The organism is Desulfovibrio sp. SGI.133, from assembly GCF_050313955.1.
Taxonomy (GTDB): domain Bacteria; phylum Desulfobacterota; class Desulfovibrionia; order Desulfovibrionales; family Desulfovibrionaceae; genus Desulfovibrio.
In genome coordinates, this window is the sequence record NZ_JBNPMK010000001.1 from 235,165 (window position 1) to 248,173 (window position 13,009).

The 13,009-nt window shown below is 55.5% G+C and carries 14 protein-coding genes; all 14 read right to left on the minus strand.

Going from position 1 to position 13,009, the window contains the following annotated elements; genetic code table 11:
* Window positions 1–9: 9 nt before the first annotated feature.
* Window positions 10–318, minus strand: a complete 309-nt coding sequence (locus ACQRBR_RS01050; RefSeq protein WP_006004892.1) for a hypothetical protein — start codon at window positions 316–318, stop codon at window positions 10–12.
* 18 nt (window positions 319–336) lie between these two features.
* Window positions 337–894: a hypothetical protein gene (locus tag ACQRBR_RS01055; RefSeq protein ID WP_427812063.1), complete on the minus strand. Its 558-nt coding sequence runs from the start codon at window positions 892–894 to the stop codon at window positions 337–339.
* 23 nt (window positions 895–917) lie between these two features.
* Window positions 918–1,805 (minus strand): hypothetical protein, encoded by an 888-nt coding sequence (locus ACQRBR_RS01060; RefSeq protein ID WP_304008166.1) that lies wholly within the window; start codon window positions 1,803–1,805, stop codon window positions 918–920.
* Window positions 1,798–2,244, minus strand: coding sequence for a hypothetical protein (locus ACQRBR_RS01065; protein ID WP_304008163.1), 447 nt, complete (start codon window positions 2,242–2,244; stop codon window positions 1,798–1,800). Before ACQRBR_RS01065 ends, ACQRBR_RS01060 begins: the two co-directional genes overlap by 8 nt.
* On the minus strand, window positions 2,234–3,379 hold the full coding sequence (locus tag ACQRBR_RS01070) for a hypothetical protein (RefSeq protein ID WP_427812064.1): 1,146 nt from the start codon (window positions 3,377–3,379) through the stop codon (window positions 2,234–2,236). Before ACQRBR_RS01070 ends, ACQRBR_RS01065 begins: the two co-directional genes overlap by 11 nt.
* A gap of 181 nt (window positions 3,380–3,560) precedes the next feature.
* Window positions 3,561–4,967 (minus strand): hypothetical protein, encoded by a 1,407-nt coding sequence (locus ACQRBR_RS01075; protein ID WP_427812065.1) that lies wholly within the window; start codon window positions 4,965–4,967, stop codon window positions 3,561–3,563.
* Window positions 4,968–4,976: 9 nt separating this feature from the next.
* Window positions 4,977–5,330, minus strand: coding sequence for a hypothetical protein (locus tag ACQRBR_RS01080; RefSeq protein ID WP_303996523.1), 354 nt, complete (start codon window positions 5,328–5,330; stop codon window positions 4,977–4,979).
* Window positions 5,331–5,339: 9 nt separating this feature from the next.
* On the minus strand, window positions 5,340–8,408 hold the full coding sequence (locus ACQRBR_RS01085) for a hypothetical protein (RefSeq protein WP_427812066.1): 3,069 nt from the start codon (window positions 8,406–8,408) through the stop codon (window positions 5,340–5,342).
* A gap of 636 nt (window positions 8,409–9,044) precedes the next feature.
* On the minus strand, window positions 9,045–9,872 hold the full coding sequence (locus tag ACQRBR_RS01090) for a hypothetical protein (protein WP_427812067.1): 828 nt from the start codon (window positions 9,870–9,872) through the stop codon (window positions 9,045–9,047).
* Window positions 9,872–10,504, minus strand: a complete 633-nt coding sequence (locus ACQRBR_RS01095; RefSeq protein WP_427812068.1) for a hypothetical protein — start codon at window positions 10,502–10,504, stop codon at window positions 9,872–9,874. The genes ACQRBR_RS01090 and ACQRBR_RS01095 overlap by 1 nt, the downstream gene beginning before the upstream one ends.
* Before the next feature lie 11 nt (window positions 10,505–10,515).
* On the minus strand, window positions 10,516–10,980 hold the full coding sequence (locus ACQRBR_RS01100; protein WP_427812069.1) for a hypothetical protein: 465 nt from the start codon (window positions 10,978–10,980) through the stop codon (window positions 10,516–10,518).
* A 98-nt stretch (window positions 10,981–11,078) separates the two neighbouring features.
* The gene (locus tag ACQRBR_RS01105; RefSeq protein WP_427812070.1) at window positions 11,079–11,609 is read right to left on the minus strand and encodes a hypothetical protein; all 531 of its coding nucleotides are present in this window, start codon (window positions 11,607–11,609) and stop codon (window positions 11,079–11,081) included.
* A 13-nt stretch (window positions 11,610–11,622) separates the two neighbouring features.
* Window positions 11,623–12,288 (minus strand): hypothetical protein, encoded by a 666-nt coding sequence (locus ACQRBR_RS01110; protein WP_304008136.1) that lies wholly within the window; start codon window positions 12,286–12,288, stop codon window positions 11,623–11,625.
* Complete coding sequence (locus ACQRBR_RS01115) at window positions 12,288–13,007, minus strand: hypothetical protein (RefSeq protein WP_427812071.1); 720 nt, start codon at window positions 13,005–13,007, stop codon at window positions 12,288–12,290. Before ACQRBR_RS01115 ends, ACQRBR_RS01110 begins: the two co-directional genes overlap by 1 nt.
* Window positions 13,008–13,009 lie beyond the last annotated feature (2 nt).

Here is a 13,009-nt window from a genome sequence, read left to right on the forward strand (position 1 = left end):
GCTGACCTCCTACTTGCAGCGGACCAGGATGTCCCGATCCGTGGCGATTTCGATGTTCCAAACGATTTTCGTACTGGTCTGGCCCTTGCTGCCGACCTCGGCGTACTGCTCGCCGATCATGCAGGCGACGCCGTCCAAAAAGACCTCCAGCGCCACGCTGCCCACCTCATACTGCGGCACCGTGAACTGCGTGCCGGCCTCGATGGCTGCCGAGCGGCTCCCGGCAAGGGAACGCAGCTCGGCAGCCTGGGCCACGCGGAGGGAGTCCGGCAGCATACCGATTTTGTTACCTTTGGCATCCTTGATGATGTACGACACAGGACTCCCTCCCTGCCCCTAGACGGCGGCCTTTTCGAACACGATGCCGTTGGGATTCATATCCGCGGGGATCTCGCCACCGTTTTCGATGATGGCCACCATGCGACCGGAATAGTACGTTTTGCCGTTGACGGTCATGGTGTCGCCGCTGGCGGAGATACCGTTGAGGATGTCGGCGTTGGCGTGCTCGTGGGCCTTGCCCATAGCCGCTTCAACAGCTTCCTTGCCCTGGATGTCGGCCCAGTTGACCACAAGATCCAGACTTTCGGCTTCGGCAATCTTCACCCACGCACTGCCGTCGTAGATGTACTGGGCCGCGCCGGAATTGACGCTTTCATCGGCGCTGGCGTCCTTAACCCAGCACAGATCGCCCTGCTTCGGGCTTTCCAGGCCATCACGAGCCGGAATATCTTCCACGATATGGCAGGGGACCTTGCCGCTGACAGCGCTTTCAAGGGTCTTGAGTTTGGTTTCCACATTGCTGCCGTCAGCCGTCTTGACCTGGTCGGCGCTGGTTTCGGGCAGGATGGGATTTTTCTGCGCATCAAGAAGTTTGACTTTGATGGGATCAGCCATGGGATTTTCTCCTGGTTAGAAGGTTAGACAGTTTCATCCGGCTGCTGCGTATCGACATACGCAACCTCGTCGGAGAGCTTGGCGACAGTTTTTTCCAGATTGGAAATCTTCTGGGAAAGATTGATGAGGGGCTTGGATGGCAAGGGAGATTCCAGGCTGTAGCCACGAATCGACACCTTGAACTCACTTTGAGCCGGCACATCGAACAGCATGGTCACAGAAGAGCTTTCCGTTTCCCCCTCCTGGGGAGCGCACTCCTCATACTGCTGCCCAGCAAAGCAGCTCAGACCATCCCAGCTGATATCAAGCAGATGCTGACCCGGGACGTACTTCAGGCCGTTGGGAAGATTCAGGCGCTCCCCTGATGCGACAGGTGCGTCCGTAATCCAAACGGCCTCCTGTACTTGGCGCATCGACTCAACGATTGCGGAGATATGGTCAAGACCGGGGTTGGTGATATCCGAGCTGTCGGTCCTGCAATCATCGGAAATCATCTCATCGGTGATGAGAACAGCCCCGCTGCCATCTTCGGGGACAGATACCTTACCGATAACGACATGATGAGGCTCGATTTTTTGGCGTGCGACGATGCGCTGATAGCCGACCTGCGTTTCGATGTAGAAGGCCTCAATGACCACATACCAGACGCCAGCCGTAGGAATATCGACATAGCCTGGGTCATCCATCACGATCGTGAGAGAGAAACCATCCCGTTCAACGACAGCGACACTACGATCAGGGTACGCGGCGTCGTGTTCGACTAGCACGGACATGATTCCGCCCGGTTTGATCCTGAAGCCATGATAGATGCCAGCAGGCAAGATCCCCGCAAACTTGCGATTCAGGGCGCTTGAGACATAACGCTCACCCCATCGCACACTTTGGCGAAGGGCAGGAGGTGTTTTAGACATTGCTGCCCCCCTCCTCTTCCGTCTCCAGCGGGAACGTGAGCGTGGGATACAGGCGATAGAGTTCTGTCGGCGTCACCCAGTCGGGCCACGTCGTACAGACAGCAACCAGGTCGCTATCTTGGTCAAAAATCCCCACAAGGTTGTACCGCTGGGGAGAATCAACAGCACCGATGGGAATCTCGCACTTACAGACCGTCATACCGTTGGAATAGACAGGCTCACAAAGGCCCCGGTAAAACTCGCGTGGGACTTCCGTCATATTGGGAGGGATGGTCAGCAGATGGGGATTGCCGGGATCCGACTCATCAACCAAGCCAAATCCTGCCCGGAACTCCACGAAGCGAGGGCACTGGCCCTGGCCTGCTGCGGCCTTTCCGACCTTCTCATAGTAGCGGTTGAGCAGCTTGGCTTGCTGGTAAGGACGTGGCTCAACAGGCATGTATGGTTCCTCCATAGGGATAATCTAACGGGCTGAAGTCAGCTGCGACATCATCGAAGGATGGATGCTGGTCGAGTTGGATATAGCCTTCCTCAAAGGGGAGTTTATTCACAGTTTCAACATGACACTTCCCGAGGCTGGCATTGATGGCATAAGCAACAGACAGCATCGTGATGTCTTTTGACGATTCTCCGCATTCAACATCCAGGCGAGGAAAAAGATTAATCCGCCTTTCTACCTCATAGATGACAAAAGACAACGGAGAGAGCTGCATCCCTTCATATCCGGGGAGAACGAAGTCGAGACATGCCAATTCCTCAGGAAACCCCTCAGGAAGGAACATATCAAGGCGCCATCCCCGATAGTAATCCGGTATAAAATCAACCCTGATTGTATTTTCAACGCTTTGCTTGAAGCCAAGTATGTCCGTATCCAGGGCACGCTCAGCATCCGGCGTGAAGTCAAAACGGCTTCCTGTCGTCCCAAACAAAAAGATGACACTTCCTTCTGATTCCCAACTGACTGTGAAATCGACCTCAAAAGGAAGGTAGAAATATATGAACCAAACTATGCCGTCATAGACGATGTGTAGCGGCTTGGTTCGCTTTACCAGGTGAACTGCCCGCTCCCGAAAGGCAGCCATGGAAAGTCCCATGCCATGCAGGTGTCCGAAATCGACGCCTAGACACCCACGAGAGGTCAGGAACATGCCCTCAGGTGGGATGTTTTTGCTGGTCTGGTCTCCTTCGGCTACAACGAAATATGAGCCGTATGGGGCATCCTTCGGAGCGAACAACGGGAACCAGACTACCGGCAGCTGTTGGTAATTTCTGCGGAACACTGAGCTGAGGATCAGCTCAAGGTCTTTGTACTGGAGCTCAAGCCGGCGCCAGGCCAAAGCGATGGGCTTATCCTCCTCCCGGGGCATGTCGTAGGAGAAATAGTCTCCCATTTCTCTCAGTTTTCTGGCTAGGTCATCGCTATCCGCAAGGTAGGACGACCGCAGGCGCTCCACTCTGGAGATCCGGGGATCGATAAATTCCTCCCAGATGCTTTCCAGCGTAGAGGCAAGTTCTGCCCAGCGAGATTCCGTGCGCTTGGCAGGAGTCAGTCGTTGAAAGAGCCAGTTAATCACAAGAGCCCCTGAAGACGTTCCGTCATTTTTCGTTCAGGGTAAGCGAAGGGGGAAGCCGAGGACAATCAGAATCGTCTCAGATATGGCAGATATAGAAAAAGGGTAAAAAAAAGCCCCACCAGTGTTCTAGTGGGGCTCTAGAGGCACGATCACAAGCCTTATGACGGGATCATTGTACTGCTTACAAATACGCCAGTTGCACTGCCGTCCTATCCATATTGATACTCACCATCTGGTAAATCAAGTCAGCATTCTGCTTCCCGTGTATTTCGACCTCGAACCAGGCCCCGGACTCCTTCTCAAAGAAGCCTGTCGAATAGATGGCCTCGTAGATTTCATGCAGGAGCACATTGTCTCGTCTCGACCGGGAGGCCTTGCCATAAAAATTGAGGAGCACATCTCGGATGGCTTCCTCGGCTTCAGACAACAGCCGGTCTTCCAGGATGCGGCCTGAGATGACAAGCCAGAACTCGATGTGCTCTGGCTCATACCACTGAAAATTGCGGCACATCATCGGCACATCATGGATGGCCTTCATAGCCAGCTCTCGGATATCTCTCTCCGGGCTATAGGCCGAGATCCAAATTCTGTTGATGTGCTCGACGTTATATCCCCACATCTTCTCTGCTTCTTCCTCCCCCCAAGCCCGAGTGAAGACGATCTCAGGGAAGCGGCGGCGCAGAAAATACTCGTAGTCGTTATCCCAAACCAGACGTTCATTGTACACCGGGGCGTAATGCAGGTTCCGGCGCATCTCCTCGGTGCCCTCCTGAGCTTCCCCGTTCTGGATGGTCTGGGAAACCGTAATCTGATATTGGGCTGACAGGCCATTCGCGTCCCGGATCTCTTCCACGGGCCACAGGCTCTGCTTCTCCAGCAAGATGGTATCGCCTTCTGTTAGCACGAGTTCCACCCGGACTTTCGTACCCTGCGGGAGAATCTTGCCAAAATCCCCGTTGCCAAAGCGAATCCCTATCTGGTCTGTGAAGTGATAGAACTCATCATAGACGTGCGACTCGGGGTAGGAGTTCGTCAGCAGCCGGCTGTATTCCCACTCCTCAAACTCCTGTCCCTCTTCCTGGACAAAGACTTTGAAGCTCACGATCCGGGGAGAGATATCCTGCCCCAGCAGAAGCTCATAGAAGGGCTTTTCCTCCGAGATGGAAAATTCCAAGATCGACTTGCTTCGCTGGCTCACGACGGCGGATACAGATTCCCTGGGCCCCACCACGACTGTCTCTTCCAAGGTATAGACAACCTGAGCATCAGACATGAGCTCATAGCCACGGAGCAGGGTAAAGGAATACTCGCCCTGATTGAAGAAAACGGCCTTGCCTGTGGCAGGTGATGGCTTACGTGGCATGTACTCCCTGCCCTCTCCATGAGCTAGGATGGAGCTTCGATTCAAAGCCGTGTCGATGAATCCTTCCTGGTGGGCGCGTTCGACCTTGTAGGCCGAATCCTCAATGGCCCAGCCCAGAAATATGGCCAGATGCTTTACGAACTGGGAGCCGGTCAGATCCTGCCATGAGGGGGCAAGGGATAGCAGTTTCTTGAATTTCTCCGCTACGGTATCGCTAAGAATCATATCGGTCTCCTACAGTTTGACCTGGACAGCATCCTTCCCAAACTGATGGACGATGGTCAGCAGGAACATGTCGATATCCAGGACATCGACCTTCACAGCGAGAATCGTGATATCCTCGACGTCCAAAGGTAGCTTGCGCGTGATGGACAGCTCTATCAGTGTCTCCAGGCCATTTCCCTTGGAAAGAGGCGAAAACTTGAAGGCATCAAGTCTGTGCCCCCATGATGGGTCATGGGCGACAGAACCTTCCGGGGTCGCAAGCCACTCCCTGATACGCTCAGACATGGCCTGCCCATTCTGATATCGAGCCAGATCTTCTTCAGGGGCGGAACGCATCCGGTAACTAGCTTCTTCAAGCGGCATGGTATCTCCTTAGGACTGGGCCAATTGCTGTGCTGCTGGATCATCAAACTCCATACTGATATACGGGGGGCTGTCACCACCACTACTCCCCTGCCCTCCTTGTTTTTTCATGGTCTCCAGGATGGCTTGCAGCAACTTTTCAATACCGGCTGTCTCCAGGGTATTGTTGCCGGTATTCTGCGGCGGTGCTATCTGCCCAACAGAGTCCGGTGCCCGCTCTACAGGCATTTGTGCCGCAGCGACCACAGCCCCCTGGGCCATGGATGCCGGCTGAGCCAGAGAGCCCGCAGGAGCTTGAGCCAATGCCGTCTGAGGAACCTTGGAGGCATCGGCAAGTTTCGTGACGTCCGTGCCGTAGAGTTTTGCCCGGTTGGACCATTTGGCATAGAATTCCTCATACGGAATGGTTTGCACCCCACGTCCGCCATTGGCGGTGCGTGATGTGGACTCTGTCACCATCATCTTGCCTGTCTGGGGATCGACATATGTCTGGGCGATATGGTCGATGCCCTTAAATCGCCCGCGTTCCCAGCCGCGCTCTCCGGTATCCAGACCGATCATCATACCAGCCCTGATCTTGTCTGGAGACAGATCCGCGTTGCCTAGCAGCTCACCGGTCGCCTGACTCACAGACTGGATCAGTCCTGCGGCTCCTCCATTGGCCCCACGCTCAAGCACCTTTCTGGCCTCGCCGCTATATATCTGCTCTCCCATGGCGGCATTAACGTTGTTCATGAGCGAACGATTGACTTCGGCGACCCAGCCTGAGCAATCAATCTCACCCCGCTGGCTGTTCTTGCTCCCCATCCGATAGCCCACACCACGGTCCAGAGCATCCTGGGTACTTGCCATCAGCGAGGCTGAGGCAGCAGCCTGGATGGCGCCAGCCGGCTTTGACATATCCAGGCTTGCAGCGATGTTTTTGCCAGCTTGCTCGGTCGTCCGCATGGACGCGATGAGATCCATCTCGGGGCCGAAACGCTTGCGGACACTGGTCTGGATATCCCCAGTGGACGAACCGAATCGCGTTCCACGTTCGGTATAGACGGCACGAAGCAGCTCTGCATCCGTCATGCCTTCGCGGTAGACTTTATTCCAAATGCTGGCAGCACCGGCATCCCCAATTTTTCCACTGCCGGCGCCATGCTGGACAGCCGTAGAAAACATGGCCTCCTGCAAAGCCTTGGACCCCTCTATCCTCTTGCGCAGCCCATCGCTGGAAAGACGATTCATCGCTGGGGCATAATGGCTCTCGATGAGAAATTGCCGCTGACTCTCTTCCATCAGCGAGGCATTGGCTGCGACTTCCTTTTGATACTGCTCGACCGCCGCTCCTTGCCGGCCGCCTGTATTCATCGGACCGGCTGCCGCGATCCTCTCCGCGATGGCCTTCTTTTCGCCGCCCTGCTTCCGCATCCAACGAAGATAGGCCTGCATGGACCCTTCTCCGCCCTTGGCCGTGGTAGATGACAGCTGCCACTTCCCATAGGACGTTCCACCAGTGCCATCATGCCCGATTTTCTTGACGCCTTCGGTGCCACTTTCGAACGTGGCTATGGCATCCCCAATTTTGGCATTTGGGTTGTACACATAGGAGCTTTTTGTTGAGCCACCTCCCCCTAGGGATCGTCCACCGCCACCTCCGGCAATGGATGATATTTTGTTGCCGATGACTTGGGCGATACCGGAAAAAGCCCCCGTCACTTCAGGGAAAAGTCCGTTTTCTTCTTTTCGGCTCTGAATCTCTTCCGCGATGGTATCGGATAATTCTTCAAGTGATGCTGAAAGAACATCAAACAGACCGGCTGTCTGGCCGTCAGGAGACAGACTGACCGTCTCTCCATCGGAAGAGCCTGTAAGCACCTCAGCCAAGTGTGACGCCACCGTACCGGTATGTTCACCAGTTTTTTTGCTCCCCTCGCTTTCCGAGGTATCCGAGGTCCCTGAAAAAAATCCCGTGATGCTGTTCCAGGCATTTGTGGCAAGGTTGCCGACGCTTTCTCCAACTCCGTAAATACCGGAGGCCAGATCAGCAGTATCCACGTCAAAGCCGACAAGATTGGCAGCTCCTGTAAGGAGACCTCCCATATCCAGGATATTGGCTGCCGCTGCTGAAGCCTTTTGTGCCGTTGTGGCTTCCTGGCCGTCCTTCAAGGCGAAAGCATCTTTGTGCATCTGGCTATCTGCCCAGCCCTCGACACCATCCACAACTGCCAGCCCAGCACTTACCACCTGACCTATGACCGGGATCATCCGCGTCATACCAGCGGCGCCTTTTCCCAAGACAGCGCTAGTCTTGCCAACGATGGATGCTGCTCCCTTCTCGGCTCCTGCTGCTGATGCGGCAGCAGGAGGATGAGCACCGACGGCCTTCACCGCTGCTGGAGCCTCCTGCCCCATAAGAGCTGATGCTGCCCCCTCAGCGCGTTGTGCTGAGGCACCAGCACTTGTAGCTATCAATCCAGCGCTAACGCCAGTCGCCACGGTCGCGGCTTTAGCAGCCTTTTGCCCGCTACCGCGCAGCAGATTTCCCAGGCCCTCCTTGGCACGGGCCAGGCGACCTTTCTCCTTGCGGGCTACTCTGCGATCGGGTTTACCGAGATCCAGGTCAACCTGCCTACCATCCCTTCCGGCGCGACCGCGGGAACCACGCCTGCTCAAACGATCCAACAGTCTGGATCCGCCATTACCAGACACGGAACGCACGGCTCTGATGAGCTCTTTATGGCGCCGATCTTCCTCCCTTGCTTCTGTGGTAGCCAAGGACAGAGACCTTGCCGCAAGATCAAGCTGTTCCTTCTCTTGGGCAGTTTGAGAGCTACGGAGGAATCGGCCGTTCTTGTCGCGGCGCGGGTCTTTTTTCCTTTCCTTCTTCTGGAAGATGAGATCATCTCCAAGGACGTCCGAAACCTCTTTCAAGGCAGTAAAAATGGGGCCGCCGGCAGCAATTCCTGCGGCCTCATCAAGCGATTCTCTGCCTTCAAGGCTTTTCCCGAGCCTGGAGAAATACGGCATGACACTTTCGGCAAAGCTCTTCCCTTGCAGCTGTGCCAAGGATTTTTGCCTGGCCACGGCCATCTGTTCCTGGGCCTTGGTCTGCTCCGTGCCCCCAGGGGCCCGGCTCTCCCCGACAACCTGAGGAACTACCTTCGTAGACAGCTTGCCGGCGGTATCAGGACGGTCTGGCACATTTAGGCTGGCCCCGCTGCGAGTACCGCCTCTTTTCTTTCTTTCGACACTCCCTACCGATGCCGCCGTCTGCTTCTTTTGCCGGGGGGCCCCCTCAACTACCTTGGTGGACCGGGGCTTAAAAGTGACACGCTGGTCTACCTTCCCGGCAAAGCCGCTGCCGCCTGACGGAGCAGCTCGCTCTGCGATAGCAACACGGCCCCCTCTGGGACCTTCAGGCGCAGTATTCGCGGCTATGACCTCAAGCGATCTGGCCATGTCCTCCCACAAGGACCGGCCCTGCTCGACGTCGTTCTGAATCTTCCGATCCAGGGTCAGTTGGCGTTCAAAGATGCGTGCCAGAATAGTCTCGGTCATCGTCGGAAGCTCCGCATTTTTCGCCGCTCCGCAGCAATGAGGCGTGCCTTGCGCAGCGCCCCTTCATTCAGGGCAATCACACGGCTTACGGGACAGGCCAGGATGCCTCCCATGTCTTGCCCATCGTACAGGCACAGGTTTTCAATGATGATGTTCCAGCCCTGCTCGCTATAGGGTAGGAATGATGCTGAAAGGCCGAAACGGATAGTGCAGGACGACCCCCGGAGCGTCCGGGACAGCCTCACAGCGTACCTCAGGAATCTGAAGGTAGATTCGCCCGTCGATCAAAGCAGACTTCAAGCCATGGCGCATTTCGCGCAGTTTTCCCTGAACATTTTGAAAAAACTCACCAAATTCACCGGCGGGCAACTGTTTGATATACGCCTCGACCTGAGGGCGCCGGGACTCAGGGCTCGCATTTGCATCCAGGAAAGGCAGATCGATGCAGCACATGATGCGGAAAATCCCCATGCGGACACGCTTCATGCGCACCTCCTCAGTCAGCTGGCGCAGCTCATGCGCTGTCAGGCCATCGTTCTCCAGCTTCTCCTCTGTCAGGCGCAGGTCGTAGCGGTAGGTCTCCAGAAGCTCCAAATCTCTCCCGAGCATGGGATGTACGATCACGTTATGCCCATAGTGGACGAACTCACGGAAGGCCTTGCCCTGGATGGGGGTGTAGGTATCCATGATGCGGGCCAGTTCAATATCGACCGTATGTTCTTCGCCACAAATTCCGCAGGTGTATTTCAGCGGGACACTGCGATCCCTGGCCGTATGCACGAAGTAGGTAAAGAGCGCGAATCTCCGGTCTTCTCCCGTCCAAAGCCGGGGGTCAGAATAGGTTTCACGTTCCTGTACCCGTTCGAGAAATACCGTCGTAGCCTGTTCCTCACAGTCAGGATCGATACCGGAAAAATCGATGGCATCGGATACGGTGGCTTCCCTCAGCCGGACTTTTTTCTCAGGGGACGAAGGGAGGGAAAATTCACACAGCATTATTCAGTCTCCTTGCTTCCCGGGCTACCGGAAAGTGTCGTACCAGATCCCTCGGCAGGTGCGCCGCTTGCAAAAACAAGCGTCGAAAACTGTACGAAAGTGGCCGTGAACTCCATGAACTCCCCTTTCTCGCGCGATCTTGCGACTTCGCCACATTGAATGGGGTACATCTCATAGGAACAGGTCAGGGACTCGCCGCCAGCCTCGGTCAGATTGTAGATTTTTACGTTTCTCACATAGCCGTCCGGGCCATAAGGAAGGCCGACGGTCCCATCAGAGTGAACCACCTTGCCGTTCCATGCTTTGAGGAACGCCTGGACACGCCCGTCGATATGGTCGCGGACTGTCATCGTGATCTTCATCGTCTGGTTAGCAGTCGGCCAGGCTATCGAAGCTGAACCATACTGCTCTTCATCCGTTGCGGTCTCGAAGACGCCATAGGAGATATCCTTGACGAAAAGATCGAACTCACTGGGTTCGCCATCGATGGCTAGACGAAACAGCCAGTCCTTTTGGAAGTCTGTCTTTACAAGGGTTTTCGTGAGGAGTCGGAGCTTGTTGAAATCCTCTGTCCCCCCTCCGCGCAGCCCACCGGACGTGCCCCATGAACTCCCGCCGTATTCACCTATCATCGCGGCCCTCCTCAAAAATGCGATGCAGGGGGAATCAGGGCCTTGTTCTCTTCCATGGCCTGCTCTATCTCACCGATCCGCATCCGAAGATCCTGGGCAGACGGCAGCTCTGAGGCACTCTGGCTCATACCAGCCAGCAAATAGGCGTGCCGCTCGCGCTGCGTATTAGGCAGAGCAATCAGGGCCTCAAGGTAGTCAGCAAGAAGGGGAACACAATCTTGGGGCAAGGCTTCATCGAGGGGCCATGACCGCAGGTCGGCAAAGTAGACCATGCAATATGGGGGCTCATGCTTGTCACGAGAGATGACGTGGATCTCTGGTTGTCCATCTTCCGCTGCTTCCACTCTAAAAGCGGCATACCGACGCTTAGCATCACAGCATGTCGCGACAGATTTGAAGTGGGCCGGCAAAGGGATAACCGGTGTCTCTGACCATACCTCCAGCAAGACTCCTGCCTTGTCCTGGAATTTGGCCATGGCCTGCCTCAGAAGCCTGTCGAGAGCTTCAGGGGCGTCGTGGTACAGGACCACGAACCGCCCCTTCACTTCCTCAAGAAGTTCTGACGGAGTCATGGCTACAGGCTCAGGCCAGCATCGAAGGTCTCATCATCGCACCATCCGACCCAGTTGGCGTGGATCGTGCCGGAAGGCCGAACCAGGGTAGCCCCATCTTCAACGGACAGGTCCACCCCCTCAAGCTCGATCCAGCAATCTTCGAGCTTCACGGTATTGCTGGAGTTCCCATGCGGGAATGACTCCCCAGCAAGCGACAGATAGATGGTGATATACCGCTTGTTTTTGACCAGCTCGCGCAGGAACTTGTAGGCGTGGCCCTTGACCGTCTCCTTGATAGTGATGGAGATGTCTTGGGCGTTTTTGAAGCGGCCCTGCTGGTTGAATTGCACGCCGATAGGGCCGTATGATTCGATGTTTTCACGCGCAAGGGCCGGAAGCTGCGTAGCCTGCACGAGCCAGCGGATATCATCATTGCCCTCAAAGCGCATGATGAACTCATCTGCTGAAACACCCTCCCCAAGGCCGAGCAGTTTTTTATAGCCCTGCTTGATCTTCGGGACATTCCCCGTAACGTCAAAAATATTGGCCATATATTACCTCGCACTATGCGTTTTCCTCGTACTGATACTCGGATTTGACGCCATAGCCTTTTTTGAGCATTTGCTTGCTTACCATGGTTAATGTAGACAGCGTCAGATTGACAGTGCAACGAACGAATCTTCCTTGAGAATCCATTTCCTTATCGAATGGAGCTGAAAGATTCTCCAGGACGAGGTACTGATAGATGATCCTGTTTGCGACATTCAGCTGCAACGCCTTGGCAATCTTGCCGCCAACGCCCCAAAAATCGTTCACATCAGGGGCAATCATGTATTCAAGAGCACGAAGAGGCTGCATGACCTCAAGATCTGGATCGCGAAGGGCATAGAGCATCAGCTCCACATTGAAGCGTGTCGGCTCATTTCCTTCCCAAGCCTGCCTAGTATTCAGCGTCGAGACCAAGGTCATTCCGGTCATGGTCTGAGCGAATGCTGCGCCTGTCCTGAGCGGAGTATTACCAAGTGTCGCGGCTTCGAACGGAGACATCCAGTTGGCTGTGATCTCCATGCTTGTGCCTGGTCCATAAGCCCCGACAATCGTTGTCTGGTCATCCGCGATCCAGATCTTTCGGGCATCACTGAGGCGTTTGTCAGTATTGCCAAGGACTGAGGCTCCCCCCCCGTCCTTTGTCGTTTTGACACTAGCCTCTTTGGCCTCTTCGGTGCTCATTACAGGCCCCGACGTTTACGCACACGCATGGACTTACGGCGGGCGAGATTTGCCGCCGCTGTATGGGCCTTGCGCCGCGCTTTGCGCAGAGCTGCCTTCTGGGCCGCAGACACACGCACCTTGCCACTGACCCGCTTACGCACGGTAACGACCTGGCCATCGCGCACGACCTTCTTGCGTTTGTACGTCGCTTCCAGAATGCCGATACGGACATCATCGCCCGCCGCAGACTCGAAGACAGCTTCTTCGCCAACGGCGAAACCGGTGATGATTTCATCGTCATCGGCTTCCACGGTATCCAGCTCTTCTTTCAGGTAATTGCCGATCTTGGCAGCGGCGCCATCAGCATCATCCTTGGTCCCATTGACACAGGTCTCGACATCTTTCTTGTCGCAGCCAAGGGAAAGCAGAGCATCGGGAACCTCAGCCCAAATCGCATTATAGGCGTTTTCTTCTTCCTCGGAGATCTCGAAGTCTCCATCGAGGTCAGCAACGACAAGCACCAGCTCGTCCAGGGCATTATAGGAGTAGTCCTCCAGGCTCACCCACTGGAGAACTGCCGTCATGGCGTTGATCCTGGCCTGGGTGCGAGCAAGATCTGTGACCTGATCCTGGTCGGTATCACTAGGCTCGGCAGACTCAAGAATCATACCGGCCTTTTTCATTCCCTGCGTACTGACGGGGAACATGAAGTCATCATCGAACTTAATATTCGGCATAT